General features: G+C 52.8%; 16 protein-coding genes and 5 tRNA genes. 20 read left to right on the forward strand and 1 reads right to left on the reverse strand.

Annotation, left to right across the window (positions count from 1 at the left end):
- Positions 1-111 precede the first annotated feature (111 nt).
- The 8 genes from ACQG0S_RS01180 (at position 112) to dppF (ending at position 9,727) form a co-directional block, all read left to right on the forward strand.
- Positions 112-1,314 (forward strand): L-lactate MFS transporter, encoded by a 1,203-nt coding sequence (locus ACQG0S_RS01180; protein WP_048965802.1) that lies wholly within the window; start codon positions 112-114, stop codon positions 1,312-1,314.
- 239 nt (positions 1,315-1,553) lie between these two features.
- A complete protein-coding gene (gene eptB, locus ACQG0S_RS01185) occupies positions 1,554-3,248 on the forward strand; it encodes a kdo(2)-lipid A phosphoethanolamine 7''-transferase (protein ID WP_022646694.1) in 1,695 nt (564 codons plus the stop codon).
- Between the two features lie 91 nt (positions 3,249-3,339).
- Positions 3,340-3,416, forward strand: a tRNA-Pro gene (locus tag ACQG0S_RS01190).
- Between the two features lie 621 nt (positions 3,417-4,037).
- Entirely contained in the window at positions 4,038-5,645 is a 1,608-nt protein-coding gene (dppA, locus tag ACQG0S_RS01195) for a dipeptide ABC transporter periplasmic-binding protein DppA (protein WP_022646695.1), read from the forward strand.
- A 161-nt stretch (positions 5,646-5,806) separates the two neighbouring features.
- Positions 5,807-6,826: a dipeptide ABC transporter permease DppB gene (gene dppB, locus ACQG0S_RS01200; protein ID WP_022646696.1), complete on the forward strand. Its 1,020-nt coding sequence runs from the start codon at positions 5,807-5,809 to the stop codon at positions 6,824-6,826.
- 9 nt (positions 6,827-6,835) lie between these two features.
- A complete protein-coding gene (dppC, locus tag ACQG0S_RS01205) occupies positions 6,836-7,738 on the forward strand; it encodes a dipeptide ABC transporter permease DppC (protein WP_022646697.1) in 903 nt (300 codons plus the stop codon).
- 10 nt (positions 7,739-7,748) lie between these two features.
- Positions 7,749-8,732 carry a dipeptide ABC transporter ATP-binding protein gene (gene dppD / locus ACQG0S_RS01210; protein ID WP_010426220.1) on the forward strand — a complete coding sequence of 328 codons (984 nt, stop codon included), beginning with the start codon at positions 7,749-7,751 and terminating at the stop codon, positions 8,730-8,732.
- The gene (gene dppF / locus ACQG0S_RS01215; RefSeq protein ID WP_022646698.1) at positions 8,729-9,727 is read left to right on the forward strand and encodes a dipeptide ABC transporter ATP-binding subunit DppF; all 999 of its coding nucleotides are present in this window, start codon (positions 8,729-8,731) and stop codon (positions 9,725-9,727) included. Before dppD ends, dppF begins: the two co-directional genes overlap by 4 nt.
- 43 nt (positions 9,728-9,770) lie before the next feature.
- Here dppF and coaA read toward each other — a convergent pair whose 3' ends face one another.
- Positions 9,771-10,721: a type I pantothenate kinase gene (gene coaA / locus ACQG0S_RS01220; RefSeq protein ID WP_032622068.1), complete on the reverse strand. Its 951-nt coding sequence runs from the start codon at positions 10,719-10,721 to the stop codon at positions 9,771-9,773.
- Between the two features lie 317 nt (positions 10,722-11,038).
- On the opposite strand from coaA, the gene ACQG0S_RS01225 reads away from it, so the two are divergent.
- From ACQG0S_RS01225 to rpoB, 12 genes are all read left to right on the forward strand, one after another.
- A tRNA-Thr gene (locus tag ACQG0S_RS01225) sits at positions 11,039-11,114 on the forward strand.
- An 8-nt stretch (positions 11,115-11,122) separates the two neighbouring features.
- A tRNA-Tyr gene (locus ACQG0S_RS01230) sits at positions 11,123-11,207 on the forward strand.
- 116 nt (positions 11,208-11,323) lie between these two features.
- Positions 11,324-11,398, forward strand: a tRNA-Gly gene (locus ACQG0S_RS01235).
- 6 nt (positions 11,399-11,404) lie between these two features.
- Positions 11,405-11,480: transfer RNA gene (locus ACQG0S_RS01240), tRNA-Thr, on the forward strand.
- Between the two features lie 118 nt (positions 11,481-11,598).
- Positions 11,599-12,783 carry an elongation factor Tu gene (gene tuf, locus ACQG0S_RS01245; protein ID WP_022646700.1) on the forward strand — a complete coding sequence of 395 codons (1,185 nt, stop codon included), beginning with the start codon at positions 11,599-11,601 and terminating at the stop codon, positions 12,781-12,783.
- A gap of 227 nt (positions 12,784-13,010) precedes the next feature.
- The gene (secE, locus tag ACQG0S_RS01250; RefSeq protein WP_003862342.1) at positions 13,011-13,394 is read left to right on the forward strand and encodes a preprotein translocase subunit SecE; all 384 of its coding nucleotides are present in this window, start codon (positions 13,011-13,013) and stop codon (positions 13,392-13,394) included.
- A gap of 1 nt (position 13,395) precedes the next feature.
- Positions 13,396-13,941: a transcription termination/antitermination protein NusG gene (gene nusG, locus ACQG0S_RS01255; RefSeq protein WP_003862341.1), complete on the forward strand. Its 546-nt coding sequence runs from the start codon at positions 13,396-13,398 to the stop codon at positions 13,939-13,941.
- A 156-nt stretch (positions 13,942-14,097) separates the two neighbouring features.
- Positions 14,098-14,526 (forward strand): 50S ribosomal protein L11, encoded by a 429-nt coding sequence (gene rplK / locus ACQG0S_RS01260; protein WP_003862340.1) that lies wholly within the window; start codon positions 14,098-14,100, stop codon positions 14,524-14,526.
- Between the two features lie 3 nt (positions 14,527-14,529).
- On the forward strand, positions 14,530-15,234 hold the full coding sequence (gene rplA, locus ACQG0S_RS01265; protein ID WP_006810530.1) for a 50S ribosomal protein L1: 705 nt from the start codon (positions 14,530-14,532) through the stop codon (positions 15,232-15,234).
- 289 nt (positions 15,235-15,523) lie between these two features.
- Positions 15,524-16,021 carry a 50S ribosomal protein L10 gene (gene rplJ / locus ACQG0S_RS01270; RefSeq protein WP_003862338.1) on the forward strand — a complete coding sequence of 166 codons (498 nt, stop codon included), beginning with the start codon at positions 15,524-15,526 and terminating at the stop codon, positions 16,019-16,021.
- 66 nt (positions 16,022-16,087) lie between these two features.
- Positions 16,088-16,453, forward strand: coding sequence for a 50S ribosomal protein L7/L12 (gene rplL, locus ACQG0S_RS01275; protein WP_002445276.1), 366 nt, complete (start codon positions 16,088-16,090; stop codon positions 16,451-16,453).
- 319 nt (positions 16,454-16,772) lie between these two features.
- Entirely contained in the window at positions 16,773-20,801 is a 4,029-nt protein-coding gene (rpoB, locus tag ACQG0S_RS01280) for a DNA-directed RNA polymerase subunit beta (protein ID WP_023299068.1), read from the forward strand.
- Positions 20,802-20,831 lie beyond the last annotated feature (30 nt).

The following is a 20,831-nucleotide window of genomic DNA, read 5'->3' on the forward strand; positions in this document are numbered from 1 at the left end:
GCATTTCATTCCGTATCTCCTGCATTTCATGCCGTTTTACCCCTGGCGTTTTGGGGTTTTGTTTATCGTGTCCTCAGCGAACTTCCTTAATTTCTCTTGCAGGACACTGCCATGAACACATCAACTTATAACCGCACGCGTTGGCTGACGCTTTTCGGCACCATCGTTACCCAGTTCGCACTGGGCTCGGTCTATACCTGGAGCCTGTTTAACAGCGCCCTGTCCAATAAGCTCGGCGCACCGATAAGCCAGGTGGCATTCTCCTTCGGCTTGCTGAGCCTTGGATTAGCGATTTCCTCTTCCGTGGCGGGCAAACTTCAGGAGCGCTTCGGCGTGAAGCGCGTAACCATGGCCTCCGGGATCCTGCTGGGCGTGGGCTTCTTCCTGACGGCACATTCAAACAACCTGATGATGCTGTGGCTAAGCGCCGGGGTGCTGGTGGGTCTGGCGGACGGCGCAGGTTATCTGCTGACGCTGTCTAACTGCGTGAAGTGGTTCCCGGAGCGTAAAGGGCTTATCTCCGCGTTTGCCATTGGTTCATATGGCCTGGGCAGCCTGGGGTTCAAATTCATTGACTCCCATCTGCTGGCCTCGGTTGGGCTTGAGAAAACCTTTATGATCTGGGGCGTGATTGTGCTGGTAATGATCCTCTTCGGCGCCACGCTGATGAAAGATGCGCCGCAGCAGGAAGTGAAAACCGTTAACGGCGTGGTGGAGAACGATTTCACCCTCGCTCAGTCCATGCGTAAGCCGCAGTACTGGATGCTGGCGGTGATGTTCCTGACGGCCTGCATGAGCGGTCTGTATGTCATCGGTGTGGCGAAAGATATCGCGCAGGGGATGGTAAAACTGGACGCGGCGACGGCGGCGAACGCGGTAACGGTCATCTCCATCGCTAACCTCTCGGGTCGTCTGGTACTGGGTATCCTGTCTGACAAAATCGCCCGTATCCGTGTGATTACGCTGGGGCAGGTCATCTCCCTGGTGGGTATGGCAGCACTGCTGTTCGCTCCGCTGAACGAGGCGACATTCTTTGCAGCAATTGCCTGCGTAGCCTTTAACTTTGGCGGCACTATTACCGTCTTCCCGTCACTGGTGAGCGAGTTCTTCGGCCTGAACAACCTGGCGAAAAACTACGGCGTCATTTATCTCGGCTTCGGTATCGGCAGTATTTGCGGTTCACTGATTGCCTCGCTGTTTGGCGGCTTCTACGTGACCTTCTGCGTGATATTCGCTTTGCTGATTATTTCGCTGGCGCTGTCCACCACGATCCGTCAGCCGCAGCGCGAACTGTATAAAGAAGCGCATGTATGATGCGATGAAAAGAGGCCGCAGGGCCTCTTTTATTTATTTCTAAATCGCTTCCGGACTTGCTATTTTGTAAAAATCTTCATCGATTCACATTCTCTGCTGCCACTTTTCTTCCCTGCTGTGGTCTACTTATCGCGCTTGTAGACGTTTCTGATAACGGTTTCTCTCGCATCTACTTACTCTGTCAGCTTTCTCACTGAGATTCGGCGGGTTTTTATACCCCTTCCCCCAGGGTTGTTTGCATGAAATATATTAGGTCTCTTACCCAGCAAAGATTGTGTCTGATGCTGGCTGTCTATATCGGTTTGTTTCTGAATGGCGCGGTGCTGTTCAGACGAGTGGAAGGTTATTTCGAACACCTCACTGTAAGAAATGGAATTTTTGCCGCGATTGAAGTGTTTGGCTCAATTCTGGCGACCTTCTTCCTGTTACGCCTGCTCTCTCTCTTTGGCCGTCGTACATGGCAAATTCTGGCCTCGCTGGTGGTGATTATCTCCGCCGCCGCAAGCTATTACATGACATTCATGAACGTGGTCATTGGCTACGGTATTGTGGCCTCGGTGATGACCACGGACATCGACCTCTCGAAAGAGGTGGTGGGTCAAGGGTTCATCCTGTGGACGATTCTGACCTGCCTGATCCCGCTCTTCTTTATCTGGAGTAACACCTGTCGCTACACCCTGTTACGCCAGTTGCGTACCCGGGGACAGCGCATCCGCAACGTCGCCGTCGTTCTTCTGGCGGGTCTGCTGGTATGGGCGCCTATTCGCCTGATGGAAAAGCAGCAAAAACGGATCGAAAAAGCGACAGGCGTGGATATGCCAAGCTACGGCGGCGTGGTGGCTAACTCGTACCTGCCGTCTAACTGGCTGTCGGCGTTAGGTCTTTACGCCTGGGCTCAGGCGGACGAATCCAGCGATGTGAAATCGCTGATTAACCCAACCAAAAAGTTCACCTACCAGGCTCCGGCTGACGGGCTGGATGATACTTACGTGGTCTTCGTTATCGGCGAAACGACGCGCTGGGATCATATGGGTATTCTCGGTTATGACCGCGATACCACCCCGAAACTGGCGCAGGAAAAGAATCTGGTGGCATACCGCGGCTACTCCTGCGATACCGCCACGAAGCTCTCGTTGCGCTGTATGTTTGTTCGCGAGGGCGGTGCGAGTGATAACCCTCAGCGCACACTCAAAGAGCAAAACGTGTTTGCTGTTCTGAAGCAGCTTGGATTTAGCTCCGATCTGTTCGCCATGCAAAGTGAGATGTGGTTCTACACCAACACCATGGCGGATAACATCGCCTACCGCGAGCAGATTGGCGCCGAGCCGCGTAACCGCGGAAAGAACGTTGATGACATGCTGCTGCTCTCTGAGATGGAACAGTCGCTGAAAAACCATCCGCAGGGTAAGCACCTAATTGTTCTGCATACCAAAGGGTCACACTACAGCTACTATCAGCGTTACACGCGCGATTTCGCCAAATGGACGCCTGAGTGCGTCGGCATTAACAAGAACTGTAGCAAGCAGGAGTTGATCAATGCCTATGATAACTCGATTCTGTATGTGGATACCTTCCTCAGCCGGGTGATTGACCAGCTTCGCGATAAGAAAGCGATTGTGATCTACGCGGCCGACCACGGCGAGTCCATCAACGAGAAAGAGCATTTACACGGTACGCCGCGTAAGCTGGCGCCACCAGAGCAGTTCCGCGTGCCGATGATCATGTGGATGTCGGACAAGTATCTGGAAAACCCGGACAAAGCCAAAATGTTTGCCCACCTGAAACAGCAGGCAGAGATTAAGGTACCGCGCCGTCACGTTGAGCTGTACGACACTATTATGGGCTGTCTCGGCTATACCTCACCGAACGGTGGGATTAACGAAAACAACAACTGGTGTAAACTCCCTGATAACACCACAAAAGCCGCGCAGTAGCTGGTCTGGCGAGAATATCGCCAGTTGAATGGCTTTTTGAAAATAAGGGATTGACGAGGGCGCACCTCAGCAGTAAGATGCGCTCCGCATTCGGCGAGTAGCGCAGCTTGGTAGCGCAACTGGTTTGGGACCAGTGGGTCGGAGGTTCGAATCCTCTCTCGCCGACCACATTCTAAAAAGGGCTAACCGCAAGGTTAGCCCTTTTTGCATTAACGCGTTACCCCACACGAGTCCTCAAAATACCCCTTAGCCCTGCTTCCCCCTGCCTGCTTGCGGTTTTGTGACATAATCCATTGTATTTTTTTATATATAGTTTGATCTTTTTTCGCGTTGCTTATGGATAACCTCAGCATTTTTCGCTGTGCGTTTTAACGTTCGCGGTATTTAGTGCTCAGATAATCACCATTCTGTAAGAAAATTTACCCATTCTGAATAAAACTTAATCACTGGGTGTTGCGAAATAGGAAGGGGTTTGTGCTGCAACATGGCGAGTAGCATAAATTTCTCTGCTGAAAACTGGCATTCAGAGTTTTTTTAATCTTTGTTTGCGGTTTCTCACACTCCACGTAAATCCCCGCCACCTGTATTGACGTTTTCACATTCTGTTGACAGATTGTAGGGCACGAGGGGCATTTCAGGGAGGATCTGCGCTGCAACTCAAACGCTCTTCTGAAAGGATTCTCTATCCCTTTTAACGCCCTCGGGCATCACCGACCGGACCGGGTAAAAAATAAATAAAGGTCAGGCGGCGTAACACAACAAAGCAAAACATCACATTGGAGCACAATAATGAGTATTTCCTTGAAGAAGTCAGGGATGCTGAAGCTTGGTCTGAGCCTGGTGGCCATGACCGTCGCAGCAAGCGTACAGGCAAAAACCCTGGTTTACTGTTCTGAAGGCTCTCCGGAAGGCTTTAACCCACAGCTCTTTACCTCTGGTACGACTTACGACGCAAGCTCTGTACCGATCTATAACCGTCTGGTTGAATTTAAAACCGGTACCACGGAAGTGATTCCTGGCCTGGCTGAAAAGTGGGATATCAGCGAAGACGGTAAAACCTATACCTTCCACCTGCGTCAGGGCGTGAAGTGGCAGGACAGCAAAGAATTCAAACCTACGCGCGACTTTAACGCCGACGACGTAGTGTTCTCCTTCGACCGTCAAAAAAATGCCCAGAACCCGTACCATAAAGTGTCTGGCGGCAGCTATGAATACTTCGAAGGGATGGGTCTGCCAGACCTGATTGCTGAAGTGAAAAAAGTGGACGATAAAACCGTTCAGTTCGTGCTGACGCGTCCGGAAGCGCCATTCCTCGCTGACCTGGCGATGGACTTCGCCTCTATTCTCTCTAAAGAGTACGCGGACAACATGCTGAAAGCCGGCACGCCGGAAAAAGTGGACCTGAACCCAATCGGTACCGGCCCGTTCCAGCTGCTTCAGTACCAGAAAGATTCCCGTATTCTGTATAAAGCCTTCCCGGGCTACTGGGGCACCAAGCCGCAGATCGACCGTCTGGTCTTCTCCATCACGCCTGACGCATCCGTGCGTTACGCAAAATTGCAGAAAAACGAATGTCAGGTGATGCCGTATCCAAACCCGGCTGACATCGCGCGCATGAAGCAGGATAAAAATATCAACCTGATGGAGCAGGCGGGCCTGAACGTGGGTTATCTCTCCTTCAACACCGAGAAGAAACCGTTCGATGACGTGAAAGTGCGTCAGGCGCTGACCTACGCGGTGAACAAAGAAGCGATCATCAAAGCCGTTTACCAGGGCGCTGGCGTTGCGGCCAAGAACCTGATCCCACCAACCATGTGGGGCTATAACGACGACATTAAGGACTACACCTACGATCCTGAGAAAGCGAAAGCGCTGCTGAAAGAAGCGGGCCAGGATAAAGGTTTCACCGTTGAGCTGTGGGCGATGCCGGTACAGCGTCCTTACAACCCGAACGCACGTCGTATGGCGGAAATGGTTCAGGCTGACTGGGCGAAGATTGGCGTACAGGCCAAAATTGTGACCTACGAGTGGGGCGAGTACCTGAAACGCGCCAAAGCGGGCGAACACCAGGCGGTCATGATGGGCTGGACCGGCGACAACGGGGATCCGGACAACTTCTTCGCGACCCTGTTCAGCTGTGCGGCAGCGAAAGACGGTTCCAACTACTCTCGCTGGTGCTACAAGCCGTTTGAAGACCTGATCCAGCCGGCGCGTGCGACCGATGATCACAACAAACGTATCGAACTGTACAAGCAAGCGCAGGTTGTCATGCACGATCAGGCTCCGGCGCTGATTGTTGCTCACTCCACCGTGTACGAGCCAGTGCGTAAAGAAGTGAAGGGCTACGTGGTCGATCCACTGGGCAAACACCACTTCGAAAACGTGTCTGTTGAATAATAAGTAGGGTGTTCTCCCTCTCCCTGTGGGAGAGGGCAGGGGTGAGGGGCGTGCATGCATCCCCTCACCCTAACCCTCTCCCGAAGGGAGAGGGAATTTACATTTGTGAGCAATACAGACGTCACGCTACTGAGCGTGCGTCATCAGAGAGAATCCGGGTTATGTTGCAGTTCATCCTCCGACGTCTGGGACTGGTTATCCCGACGTTTATCGGTATCACCCTTCTCACTTTTGCCTTCGTCCATATGATCCCGGGTGATCCGGTGATGATTATGGCGGGCGAGCGTGGTATCTCCCCTGAACGTCATGCGCAACTGCTGGCTGAACTCGGCCTTGATAAGCCGATGTGGCAGCAGTACCTCCACTACATCTGGGGCGTATTACATGGCGATTTAGGGATTTCACTGAAAAGCCGTCTTCCGGTGTGGGACGAGTTCGTGCCGCGTTTCCAGGCGACGCTGGAACTCGGCATCTGCGCCATGATCTTCGCGACCGCGGTGGGGATTCCCGTCGGCGTGCTGGCTGCCGTTAAGCGTGGCTCTATTTTCGACCACACCGCCGTTGGCCTGGCACTGACCGGCTACTCCATGCCTATCTTCTGGTGGGGCATGATGCTGATCATGCTGGTCTCGGTGCAGTGGAACCTGACGCCGGTCTCCGGACGTGTCAGCGATATGGTTTTCCTTGACGACACCAACCCGTTAACCGGCTTTATGCTGATTGATACGGCGATCTGGGGCGAAGAGGGCAACTTCATTGATGCGGTTGCGCACATGATCCTGCCTGCAATGGTGCTGGGCACCATCCCACTTGCGGTGATCGTGCGTATGACTCGTTCCTCCATGCTGGAAGTGCTGGGCGAAGATTATATTCGTACTGCCCGCGCTAAAGGTCTGACCCGTATGCGCGTCATCATCATTCATGCCCTGCGTAACGCCATGCTGCCGGTGGTGACCGTTATCGGTTTGCAGGTCGGTACGCTGCTGGCCGGGGCGATCCTGACCGAAACCATCTTCTCCTGGCCAGGCCTTGGACGCTGGCTAATTGATGCGCTGCAACGCCGTGACTATCCGGTTGTGCAGGGCGGTGTATTGCTGGTCGCGACGATGATTATCCTCGTCAACCTGCTGGTCGATTTGCTGTACGGCGTGGTGAACCCGCGTATTCGTCATAAGAAGTAAGGGGCCATCATGTCACAAGTTACTCAAAATAAAGCGGTTACCGCACCGGTGCCAATGACGCCGATGCAGGAATTCTGGCACTACTTCAAGCGCAACAAAGGCGCGGTCGTCGGGCTGGTATATGTTTCCATCATGATCCTGATTGCGGTGTTTGCGAACTTCCTTGCGCCGTATAACCCCGCGGACCAGTTCCGTGATGCGCTGCTCGCGCCACCGGCCTGGCAGGAAGGTGGTAGCCTGACGCACCTGCTCGGTACTGATGACGTTGGCCGCGATGTGCTGTCTCGTCTGATGTACGGCGCGCGCCTCTCTCTGCTGGTTGGCTGTCTCGTGGTGGTGTTGTCGCTGATCATGGGCGTTGTGCTTGGTCTGGTGGCGGGCTACTTCGGCGGCATCGTTGATAACGTCATCATGCGTATCGTCGATATCATGCTGGCATTGCCAAGCCTTCTGCTGGCCCTGGTGCTGGTCGCGGTCTTTGGTCCTTCGATAGGCAATGCCGCGCTCGCGCTAACGTTCGTTGCGCTTCCTCACTATGTCCGATTAACCCGTGCGGCCGTGCTGGTCGAGGTGAACCGCGATTATGTGACAGCATCTCGAGTGGCGGGTGCGGGGGCGATGCGCCAGATGTTCGTCAATATTCTTCCTAACTGCCTTGCACCGCTGATTGTTCAGGCGTCGCTCGGTTTTTCTAACGCCATTCTCGATATGGCCGCTCTTGGCTTCCTTGGCATGGGTGCGCAGCCGCCAACACCGGAATGGGGCACCATGCTCTCCGACGTGTTGCAGTTCGCGCAAAGCGCCTGGTGGGTCGTCACCTTCCCGGGTCTGGCGATTCTGCTGACGGTGCTGGCATTTAACCTGATGGGTGATGGTCTGCGTGATGCACTTGATCCCAAACTGAAGCAGTAAGAGGCACGAGATGGCGTTATTAAATGTAGATAAATTATCGGTGCACTTCGGCGATGAAGGCACACCGTTTCGTGCTGTGGACCGCATCAGCTATAGCGTAAATCAGGGCGAAGTGGTTGGTATCGTTGGGGAGTCCGGTTCCGGTAAGTCAGTGAGTTCACTGGCAATCATGGGGCTGATTGATTATCCCGGCCGCGTAATGGCGGAAAGCCTGGAGTTCAATGGTCAGGATCTGCAGCGCATTTCCGAAAAACAGCGTCGCCAGCTGGTGGGAGCGGAAGTGGCGATGATCTTCCAGGACCCGATGACCAGTCTGAACCCGTGTTACACCGTGGGTTTCCAGATTATGGAAGCCATTAAGGTGCACCAGGGCGGTAACAAGCAAACCCGTCGCCAGCGCGCTATTGACCTGCTGACGCAGGTGGGTATACCCGATCCGGCATCGCGTCTGGACGTTTATCCGCACCAGTTGTCCGGTGGGATGAGTCAGCGTGTAATGATCGCGATGGCCATTGCCTGTCGACCAAAACTGCTGATTGCCGATGAACCGACAACCGCGCTGGACGTGACCATTCAGGCGCAAATTATTGAGCTACTGCTGGAGTTGCAGCAGAAAGAGAATATGGCGCTGGTGCTGATTACGCACGATCTGGCGCTGGTGGCTGAAGCGGCACACAAAATCATTGTGATGTATGCAGGCCAGGTGGTGGAGACCGGGAGTTCACACGATATCTTCCGGGCCCCGCGTCATCCCTATACGCAGGCGCTGCTGCGCGCGCTGCCGGAGTTCGCGCAGGATAAAGCGCGTCTGGCCTCGCTGCCGGGGGTGGTACCGGGTAAATATGACCGTCCTCAGGGCTGTCTGCTTAACCCGCGCTGCCCGTATGCGACGGATAAATGCCGCGTCGACGAGCCGGAGCTGAACCTGTTAGCTGACGGACGTCAGTCGAAATGCCACTACCCACTCGATGATGCCGGGAGGCCAACACTATGAGTACGCAACAAATGCTGTTGCAGGCCATCGACCTGAAAAAACATTACCCGGTGAAGAAGGGCCTCTTTGCTCCTGAGCGCCTGGTAAAAGCGCTGGATGGTGTCTCCTTTACTCTAGAACGCGGAAAAACGCTGGCGGTGGTAGGGGAATCTGGCTGTGGGAAGTCCACGCTGGGCCGTCTGTTAACGATGATTGAAGTTCCGACTGGCGGCGAGCTTTACTATCAGGGCCAGGATCTGCTCAAGCACGATCCGCAGGCGCAGAAACTGCGACGTCAGAAAATCCAGATTGTGTTCCAGAATCCGTATGGTTCGCTGAACCCGCGAAAAAAAGTGGGGCAGATTCTGGAAGAGCCGCTGCTGATCAACAGCAACCTGAGCAAAGAGCAGCGTCGTGAAAAAGCGCTGGCGATGATGGCGAAGGTGGGCCTGAAAACCGAGCATTACGATCGCTATCCGCATATGTTCTCTGGCGGTCAACGTCAGCGTATCGCCATCGCCCGTGGTCTGATGCTCGACCCGGACGTGGTGATTGCCGATGAACCGGTTTCGGCGCTCGACGTATCCGTGCGTGCGCAGGTGCTGAACCTGATGATGGATTTACAGCAGGATCTTGGGCTGTCGTACGTTTTCATCTCCCATGACCTGTCTGTGGTTGAGCACATTGCCGATGAGGTGATGGTGATGTATCTGGGACGCTGCGTAGAGAAGGGGACGAAAGATCAGATCTTTAATAACCCGCGTCATCCATATACTCAGGCACTACTGTCTGCGACGCCGCGACTGAACCCGGATGACCGCCGTGAGCGCATTAAGCTGACCGGCGAGTTACCAAGCCCGCTTAACCCGCCGCCGGGATGTGCGTTCAACGCTCGCTGCCGTCGCCGCTTCGGTCCGTGTACGCAGTTGCAGCCACAACTGAAAGATTATGGCGGACAGCTGGTGGCCTGCTTCGCGGTCGATCAGGATGAAAACGGCGAAAAGCCGCATGCATAAAGGAAAAAACCGGCGATTAGCCGGTTTTTTTTACGTCTGAGATCTACTTCCGTAAACGAATCTGGTCAACGGCGTGTTTCTCACTCTTGGTGAGGATCAGGCTTGCACGTTCGCGCGTCGGCAGGATGTTCTCTTTGAGGTTGACGTAGTTGATCTCATTCCACAGCCCGGTCGCCACGTTGATAGCCTCTTCTTCAGAGAGCTGAGCGTAGTTGTGGAAGTAAGAATCCGGGTCGGTGAACGCCCCTTCACGGAACTTCAGGAAGCGGTTGATATACCAGCGTTGCAACAGATCTTCAGGCGCATCCACATAAATTGAGAAATCGACGAAGTCAGAGACAAACACGTGATGCGGATCGTGAGGGTAATCCATCCCGCTTTGCAGTACGTTTAAGCCCTCCAGAATCAGGATGTCGGGCTGCACCACCGTTTTGTCACCATCCGGGATGCGGTCGTAGATCAGATGCGAGTAGACCGGTGCGGTAACGTTCGGCACGCCGGATTTTAAATCAGAGACAAACTTTACCAGGCGGTGCATATCATAAGAGAGCGGGAAGCCCTTCTTCTTCATCAGGCCGCGTTCTTTCAACACCTCATTGGGATGCAGGAAGCCGTCGGTGGTGATCAGCTCCACGCTGCGGTGTTCCGGCCAGCGGCTAAGCAGCGCCTGTAGCACGCGCGCGGTGGTACTTTTACCCACTGCCACGCTGCCCGCAATACTGATGATATAAGGAATACGTTGACCGTTCGTGCCGAGGAACTGTTCCAGTACGGCCTGACGACGCAAGTTGGAGCTGATATAAAAGTTAAGCAAGCGAGAGAGGGGGAGATAGATTTCTGCCACCTCTTCCAGGGAGAGATCTTCGTTTATCCCTTTTAGCCGTGCGATTTCACCTTCCGTCAGTGTCATAGGGACGGAGTCACGCAGGGCTGCCCACTGGCTACGGTTAAACTGAAGATAGGGCGTCATTAACGTTTGCTCTTTTTTGCTCATAAGCATGCTTCTGTGAACCATCACGAAACGGCGGGTGCGGGCTCATCACATAGTTAATTTTGGACAATGGGCAGGAGGTTAACACCAGATGAGAGGAATAATAAGAAAAAATATGGGAAAGCGATGCTTAACCGGGCAGGCATCACCCGGGGCTATAGCGTGCCGAAATCAGGCGTTCATGTTGGATTTTTAATCGCGAGCGGATGAATTTACAGCGGTTAGCCCTAGTTTCGAATAAAATGTGAGCGAAAGAACGTTTTATGCAATTTTTTAGTTGCATGACTGCGCAGGTCTCCATAGAATGCGCGCTACTTGATGCCGACTTAGCTCAGTAGGTAGAGCAACTGACTTGTAATCAGTAGGTCACCAGTTCGATTCCGGTAGTCGGCACCATCAAGTCCGGTGGGGTTCCCGAGCGGCCAAAGGGAGCAGACTGTAAATCTGCCGTCACAGACTTCGAAGGTTCGAATCCTTCCCCCACCACCACTTTCTGGCAGCGTCAACGCCGCCGGAGCTGGTTGGAAAAATTGACCAGCTCGAACAGAAAAGAGAGAAATCTCTTTTTTTGTTACAGAAAGAACTGGGTAGCCGAGTTTCAGGATGCGGGCATCGTATAATGGCTATTACCTCAGCCTTCCAAGCTGATGATGCGGGTTCGATTCCCGCTGCCCGCTCCAATACGTGCTGATATGGCTCAGTTGGTAGAGCGCACCCTTGGTAAGGGTGAGGTCCCCAGTTCGACTCTGGGTATCAGCACCACTTCACTTCTCCCTCCCTTTCTCTCTGTTTCAATGTAAATGTATTCAACAGTTCAGGCATTTTCGCCTGGTTGATGTGGTGATATCACCGATTTATCCGTGTCTTAGAGGGACAATCGATGTCTAAAGAAAAGTTTGAACGTACAAAACCGCACGTTAACGTCGGTACTATCGGCCACGTTGACCATGGTAAAACAACGCTGACCGCTGCAATCACTACCGTACTGGCTAAAACCTACGGCGGTGCTGCTCGTGCTTTCGATCAGATCGATAACGCACCAGAAGAAAAAGCTCGTGGTATCACCATCAACACCTCTCACGTTGAGTATGACACCCCGACTCGCCACTACGCACACGTAGACTGCCCAGGCCACGCCGACTATGTTAAAAACATGATCACCGGTGCTGCGCAGATGGACGGCGCGATCCTGGTTGTTGCTGCGACTGACGGCCCTATGCCTCAGACTCGTGAGCACATCCTGCTGGGTCGTCAGGTAGGCGTTCCTTTCATCATCGTGTTCCTGAACAAATGCGACATGGTTGATGACGAAGAGCTGCTGGAACTGGTAGAGATGGAAGTTCGTGAACTACTGTCTCAGTACGATTTCCCAGGCGACGACACTCCAATCGTTCGTGGTTCCGCGCTGAAAGCGCTGGAAGGCGACGCAGAGTGGGAAGCGAAAATCATCGAACTGGCTGGCTTCCTGGATTCTTACATCCCAGAACCAGAGCGTGCGATTGACAAGCCATTCCTGCTGCCAATCGAAGACGTATTCTCCATCTCCGGTCGTGGTACCGTTGTTACCGGTCGTGTAGAGCGCGGTATCATCAAAGTTGGTGAAGAAGTTGAAATCGTTGGTATCAAAGAGACTGCGAAGTCTACCTGTACTGGCGTTGAAATGTTCCGCAAACTGCTGGACGAAGGCCGTGCTGGTGAGAACGTTGGTGTTCTGCTGCGTGGTATCAAGCGTGAAGAAATCGAACGTGGTCAGGTTCTGGCGAAGCCAGGCTCAATCAAGCCACACACCAAGTTCGAATCTGAAGTGTACATTCTGTCCAAAGACGAAGGCGGCCGTCATACTCCGTTCTTCAAAGGCTACCGTCCACAGTTCTACTTCCGTACAACTGACGTGACTGGTACCATCGAACTGCCAGAAGGCGTAGAGATGGTAATGCCAGGCGACAACATCAAGATGGTTGTGACTCTGATCCACCCAATCGCGATGGACGACGGTCTGCGTTTCGCAATCCGTGAAGGTGGCCGTACCGTTGGCGCGGGCGTTGTTGCTAAAGTTCTCGGCTAATCGCTGATAACATTTGACGCAATGCGCAATAAAAGGGCATCATTTGATGCCCTTTTTGCACGCTTTCACATCAGAACCTGGCTCATCAGTGATTAATTTTGTCATAATCATTGCTGAGACAGGCTCTGCGGAGAGCGTATAATACGAAAAGCGAATAGCATTTCGATTGGTTTGCCTCGCACTCGCGGGGTGAAAATGTTTGTAGAATACTTCTGACAGGTTGGTTTATGAGTGCGAATACCGAAGCTCAAGGGAGCGGGCGCGGCCTGGAAGCGATGAAATGGGTAGTTGTAGCCGTGCTGCTGATTGTGGCGATTGTCGGCAACTATCTTTATCGTGACATGATGCTGCCGCTACGCGCGCTTGCAGTGGTAATTCTGATTGCTGCGGCGGGTGGTGTCGCGCTGTTGACGACGAAAGGCAAAGCGACCGTTGCGTTTGCCCGCGAAGCGCGTACCGAAGTCCGCAAGGTCATTTGGCCGACTCGCCAGGAAACATTGCACACCACGCTGATTGTAGCGGCGGTAACCGCTGTAATGTCACTGATCCTGTGGGGACTGGATGGTATTCTGGTTCGCCTGGTATCCTTTATCACTGGCCTGAGGTTCTGAGATGTCTGAAGCCCCTAAAAAGCGCTGGTACGTCGTTCAGGCGTTTTCCGGTTTTGAAGGCCGCGTAGCTACGTCGCTGCGTGAGCATATCAAATTACACAATATGGAAGAGTTATTTGGCGAAGTTATGGTTCCGACCGAAGAAGTGGTTGAGATCCGTGGCGGCCAACGTCGCAAAAGCGAGCGTAAATTCTTCCCGGGTTACGTGCTGGTTCAGATGGTGATGAACGACGCGAGCTGGCACCTGGTGCGCAGCGTACCACGCGTGATGGGCTTTATCGGCGGCACATCTGACCGTCCGGCGCCAATCAGCGACAAAGAAGTTGATGCGATTATGAACCGCCTCCAGCAGGTGGGTGATAAACCGCGTCCGAAAACGCTGTTTGAACCGGGTGAGATGGTTCGTGTTAACGACGGTCCGTTTGCTGACTTTAATGGCGTCGTCGAAGAAGTGGACTACGAGAAGTCCCGCCTGAAAGTTTCCGTTTCTATCTTTGGTCGTGCGACCCCGGTAGAGCTGGACTTTGCTCAGGTAGAAAAAGCCTAAGCAGCGATCAAAAAAGCGACGATTTAATCGTTGCACAGGGCGCGAGATTGGAATACAATTTCGCGCCTTTTGTTTTTATGGGTTCCGACCCGTAAAACGAATTTTATTCACGGGGAGCCTCTCCGAGGCGTTATTACCCAATCAGAGGATTTTAGAATGGCTAAGAAAGTACAAGCCTACGTCAAGCTGCAGGTTGCAGCAGGTATGGCGAACCCAAGTCCACCAGTTGGTCCAGCTCTGGGTCAGCAGGGTGTGAACATCATGGAATTCTGTAAAGCGTTCAACGCCAAAACTGAATCCATGGAAAAAGGTCTGCCAATCCCAGTTGTAATCACTGTTTACGCTGACCGTTCTTTCACTTTCGTTACCAAAACCCCTCCAGCAGCAGTTCTGCTGAAGAAAGCAGCGGGCATCAAGTCTGGTTCCGGTAAGCCGAACAAAGACAAAGTGGGTAAAATTTCCCGCGCTCAGCTGCAGGAAATCGCGCAGACCAAAGCTGCCGACATGACTGGTTCCGACATTGAAGCGATGACTCGCTCCATTGAAGGTACTGCACGTTCCATGGGCCTGGTAGTGGAGGACTAAGAAATGGCTAAACTGACCAAGCGCATGTCCGTGATCCGTGACAAAGTTGATGCGACCAAACAGTACGACATCAACGAAGCTATCGCTCTGCTGAAAGAACTGGCAACTGCTAAGTTCGTTGAAAGCGTTGACGTTGCCGTTAACCTGGGCATCGACGCTCGTAAATCCGATCAGAACGTTCGTGGCGCAACTGTACTGCCACACGGTACTGGCCGTTCCGTACGCGTAGCTGTATTTGCTCAGGGTGCAAACGCTGAAGCGGCTAAAGCTGCCGGCGCTGAACTGGTAGGTATGGAAGATCTGGCTGATCAGATCAAGAAAGGCGAAATGAACTTTGACGTTGTTATTGCTTCTCCAGATGCAATGCGCGTTGTTGGCCAGCTGGGCCAGGTTCTGGGTCCACGCGGCCTGATGCCAAACCCGAAAGTGGGTACTGTAACTCCTAACGTTGCTGAAGCGGTTAAGAACGCTAAAGCAGGTCAGGTTCGTTACCGTAACGACAAAAACGGCATCATCCACACCACCATCGGTAAAGTGGACTTTGACGCTGACAAACTGAAAGAAAACCTGGAAGCTCTGCTGGTTGCGCTGAAAAAAGCTAAACCAACTCAGGCGAAAGGCGTGTACATCAAGAAAGTTAGCATCTCCACCACCATGGGTGCAGGTGTTGCAGTTGACCAGGCTGGCCTGAGCGCTGCTGCAAACTAATGCCTTTACGTGGGCGGTGATTTTGTCTACAATCTTACCCCCACGTTTGCTAACAAAAGTTAGCGGCTAAAAGAATTGTTCGTTGGAGCCTGGCCTATCCAGGCCTCCGTCGAAGACCGCAGGTGTTTCGCAAGAAACTTAATCCCCTGCGTAGACGGTGACAGAACGCTAAGATTATTTTAAATACTCTGGCTTGTTTCTGCTCACCGTATTAAGACGCTCTTCCCGTTGGGTCGAGTGAAGTGAGTTCCGGAACATGAGTTCCGGCAAACATCCAGGAGCAAAGCTAATGGCTTTAAATCTTCAAGACAAACAAGCGATTGTTGCTGAAGTCAGCGAAGTAGCCAAAGGCGCGCTGTCTGCAGTAGTTGCGGATTCCCGTGGCGTTACTGTAGACAAAATGACTGAACTGCGTAAAGCAGGTCGTGAAGCTGGCGTATACATGCGTGTTGTTCGTAACACCCTGCTGCGTCGCGTAGTTGAAGGTACTCAGTTCGAGTGCCTGAAAGACACGTTTGTTGGTCCGACCCTGATTGCATACTCTATGGAACACCCGGGCGCTGCTGCTCGTCTGTTCAAAGAGTTCGCGAAAGCGAATGCAAAATTTGAGGTCAAAGCTGCAGCCTTTGAAGGTGAGTTGATCCCGGCATCGCAAATCGATCGCCTGGCCACCCTGCCGACCTACGAAGAAGCAATTGCACGCCTGATGGCAACCATGAAAGAAGCTGCGGCTGGCAAACTGGTTCGCACTCTGGCTGCTGTACGCGATGCGAAAGAAGCTGCTTAATCGCAGTTATCTTTATAAAGCATTTGCTTACGTATAAACTTATTCTGATTTTCAGGAACAATTTAAATGTCTATCACTAAAGATCAAATCATTGAAGCAGTAGCAGCTATGTCCGTAATGGACGTTGTAGAGCTGGTTTCTGCAATGGAAGAAAAATTCGGTGTTTCTGCTGCTGCTGCTGTAGCTGTAGCTGCGGGCCCGGCTGAAGCTGCTGAAGAAAAAACTGAATTCGACGTAATTCTGAAAGCTGCTGGCGCGAACAAAGTTGCTGTAATCAAAGCAGTACGTGGCGCAACTGGCCTGGGTCTGAAAGAAGCTAAAGACCTGGTAGAATCTGCTCCAGCTGCGCTGAAAGAAGGCGTGAGCAAAGACGACGCAGAAGCACTGAAAAAATCTCTGGAAGAAGCTGGCGCTGAAGTTGAAGTTAAATAAGCCAACTTTTCTGGTTGCAGCCTAAGTAATTAGGCTGATGGCTGGTGACTTTTTAGTCACCAGCCTTTTTGCGCTGTAAGGCATCAGCAGCATTTCACACTGTTTGACTGCTGGTTGTCCTGACAATGCTTGTTTCTATCGACGACTTAATATACTGCGACAGGGTGCTCGCTCTGTGTAAATCGCAATGAAATGGTTTAAGCGTGATAGCAACAGGTATTGCGGAAAGTATTCAATTTTCCGGTCCACAAAATGGTGTTGCACAAACTGTCCCTTCGTCGGACAGATGGGTCGACTTGTCAGCGAGCTGAGGAACCCTATGGTTTACTCCTATACCGAGAAAAAACGTATTCGTAAGGATTTTGGTAAACGTCCACAAGTTCTGGACATTCCATATCTCCTTTCTATCCAGCTTGACTCGTTCCAGAAGTTTATCGAGCAAGATCCTGAAGGGCAGTACGGCCTGGAAGCAGCCTTCCGTTCCGTGTTCCCGATTCAGAGCTACAGCGGTAATTCCGAGCTGCAGTACGTCAGCTACCGCCTTGGCGAACCGGTGTTTGACGTTCAGGAATGTCAGATCCGTGGCGTGACCTATTCCGCACCGCTGCGCGTAAAACTGCGTCTGGTGATCTACGAGCGCGAAGCGCCGGAAGGCACCGTAAAAGACATTAAAGAACAAGAAGTCTACATGGGTGAAATTCCACTCATGACGGACAACGGTACTTTCGTTATCAACGGTACTGAGCGTGTTATCGTTTCCCAGCTGCACCGTAGCCCGGGCGTCTTCTTCGACAGCGATAAAGGTAAAACGCACTCTTCCGGTAAAGTACTGTATAACGCACGCATCATTCCTTACCGTGGTTCATGGCTGGACTTCGAATTCGATCCAAAAGACAACCTGTTTGTCCGTATCGACCGTCGTCGTAAGCTGCCTGCAACCATCATTCTGCGTGCACTGAACTATACCACTGAGCAGATCCTGGACCTGTTCTTTGAGAAAGTGATCTTTGAAATCCGCGACAACAAGTTGCAGATGGAGTTGGTGCCGGAACGTCTGCGTGGTGAGACCGCGTCGTTCGACATCGAAGCCGACGGCAAAGTGTATGTGGAAAAAGGTCGCCGTATCACCGCGCGCCACATCCGCCAGCTGGAAAAAGATGATATCAAACACATCGAAGTTCCGGTTGAATACATTGCAGGAAAAGTAGCCGCGAAAGATTACGTTGATGAATCAACTGGCGAGCTGATCTGCCCGGCGAACATGGAGCTGAGCCTGGATCTGCTGGCTAAGCTGAGCCAGTCTGGCCACAAACGTATCGAAACGCTGTTCACCAACGATCTGGACCACGGTCCGTACATCTCTGAGACTGTACGCGTCGACCCAACCAACGATCGTCTGAGCGCGCTGGTTGAAATCTACCGCATGATGCGTCCTGGTGAGCCACCAACTCGCGAAGCGGCGGAAAGCCTGTTCGAGAACCTGTTCTTCTCCGAAGACCGCTACGATCTGTCCGCGGTAGGTCGTATGAAGTTCAACCGTTCTCTGCTGCGCGACGAAATCGAAGGTTCCGGTATCCTGAGCAAAGACGACATCATTGAAGTGATGAAGAAGCTCATCGATATCCGTAACGGTAAAGGCGAAGTGGACGATATCGACCACCTCGGCAACCGTCGTATCCGTTCCGTAGGCGAAATGGCGGAAAACCAGTTCCGCGTTGGCCTGGTTCGTGTAGAGCGTGCGGTGAAAGAGCGTCTGTCTCTGGGCGATCTGGATACCCTGATGCCTCAGGATATGATCAACGCCAAGCCGATTTCTGCGGCAGTGAAAGAGTTCTTCGGTTCCAGCCAGCTGTCTCAGTTCATGGACCAGAACAACCCGCTGTCTGAGATCACGCACAAACGTCGTATCTCTGCACTCGGCCCAGGCGGTCTGACCCGTGAACGTGCAGGCTTTGAAGTTCGAGACGTACACCCGACTCACTACGGTCGCGTATGTCCAATCGAAACGCCTGAAGGTCCAAACATCGGTCTGATCAACTCCCTGTCCGTGTACGCACAGACAAACGAATACGGTTTCCTTGAGACCCCGTATCGTAAAGTGACCGACGGTGTGGTTACCGACGAAATTCATTACCTGTCTGCTATCGAAGAAGGCAACTACGTTATCGCTCAGGCGAACTCCAACCTGGATGACGAAGGCCACTTTGTAGAAGATCTGGTTACCTGCCGTAGCAAAGGCGAATCCAGCCTGTTCAGCCGCGACCAGGTTGACTACATGGACGTATCCACCCAACAGGTGGTATCCGTCGGTGCGTCCCTGATCCCGTTCCTGGAACACGATGACGCCAACCGTGCATTGATGGGTGCGAACATGCAACGTCAGGCCGTTCCAACTCTGCGTGCTGATAAGCCGCTGGTTGGTACCGGTATGGAACGTGCTGTTGCCGTTGATTCCGGTGTTACAGCAGTTGCTAAGCGTGGCGGTACCGTTCAGTACGTTGACGCATCCCGTATCGTTATCAAAGTTAACGAAGACGAGATGTATCCGGGCGAAGCGGGTATCGACATCTACAACCTGACCAAATACACCCGTTCTAACCAGAACACCTGTATCAACCAGATGCCTTGCGTATCTCTGGGTGAGCCAGTTGAGCGCGGCGACGTGCTGGCAGACGGTCCGTCCACCGACCTCGGTGAACTGGCGCTCGGTCAGAACATGCGCGTAGCGTTCATGCCGTGGAACGGTTACAACTTCGAAGACTCCATCCTCGTCTCCGAGCGTGTGGTTCAGGAAGATCGTTTCACCACCATCCACATTCAGGAACTGGCCTGTGTGTCCCGTGACACCAAGCTGGGGCCAGAAGAGATCACTGCCGACATCCCTAACGTGGGTGAAGCTGCGCTCTCTAAACTGGATGAATCCGGTATTGTTTACATCGGCGCGGAAGTGACCGGCGGCGACATTCTGGTTGGTAAGGTTACACCGAAAGGCGAAACCCAGCTGACGCCAGAAGAGAAACTGCTGCGTGCTATCTTCGGTGAGAAAGCGTCTGACGTTAAAGACTCTTCTCTGCGCGTACCAAACGGTGTTTCCGGTACGGTTATCGACGTTCAGGTCTTCACTCGTGACGGCGTTGAGAAAGATAAGCGTGCGCTGGAAATCGAAGAGATGCAGCTCAAACAGGCTAAGAAAGACCTGTCTGAAGAACTGCAAATCCTCGAAGCGGGTCTGTTCAGCCGTATCTATGCGGTGCTGGTTGCCGGTGGCGTTGAAGCTGAGAAGCTCGACAAACTGCCACGCGATCGCTGGCTGGAGCTGGGCCTGACCGACGAAGAGAAACAGAATCAGCTGGAACAGCTGGCTGAGCAGTATGACGAACTGAAACACGAGTTCGAGAAAAAACTCGAAGCGAAACGCCGCAAAATCACTCAGGGCGACGATCTGGCACCAGGCGTGCTGAAGATTGTTAAGGTGTATCTGGCTGTTAAACGTCAGATCCAGCCTGGTGACAAGATGGCAGGTCGTCACGGTAACAAGGGTGTTATCTCTAAGATCAACCCGATCGAAGATATGCCGCACGATGCTAACGGTACGCCGGTAGATATCGTACTGAACCCACTGGGTGTACCGTCTCGTATGAACATCGGTCAGATCCTGGAAACCCACCTGGGTATGGCTGCGAAAGGTATCGGCGACAAGATTAACGCCATGCTGAAGCAGCAGGAAGAAGTCGCGAAACTGCGCGAGTTCATCCAGCGTGCCTACGATCTGGGTACCGACGTGCGTCAGAAAGTCGACCTGAACACCTTCAGCGATGATGAAGTTCTGCGTCTGGCGGAAAACCTGCGTAAGGGTATGCCAATTGCAACGCCGGTATTCGACGGTGCAAAAGAAGCTGAAATTAAAGAGCTGCTGCAACTGGGTGGTCTGCCAACGTCTGGTCAGATTACGCTGTTTGACGGCCGTACCGGTGAACAGTTCGAGCGTCCGGTAACCGTAGGTTACATGTACATGCTGAAACTGAACCACCTGGTCGACGACAAGATGCACGCTCGTTCTACCGGTTCTTACAGCCTGGTTACTCAGCAGCCGCTGGGTGGTAAGGCTCAGTTCGGTGGTCAGCGCTTCGGGGAGATGGAAGTGTGGGCGCTGGAAGCATACGGCGCAGCATACACCCTGCAGGAAATGCTCACCGTTAAGTCTGATGACGTGAATGGTCGTACTAAGATGTATAAGAACATCGTAGACGGCAACCATCAGATGGAACCGGGCATGCCAGAATCCTTCAACGTACTGTTGAAAGAGATTCGTTCGCTGGGTATCAACATCGAACTGGAAGACGAGTAATTCTCGCTCAAACAGGTCACTGGTGTCGGG

It is taken from the genome of Enterobacter cloacae complex sp. 418I7 (genome assembly GCF_050030705.1).
GTDB lineage: Bacteria > Pseudomonadota > Gammaproteobacteria > Enterobacterales > Enterobacteriaceae > Enterobacter > Enterobacter intestinihominis.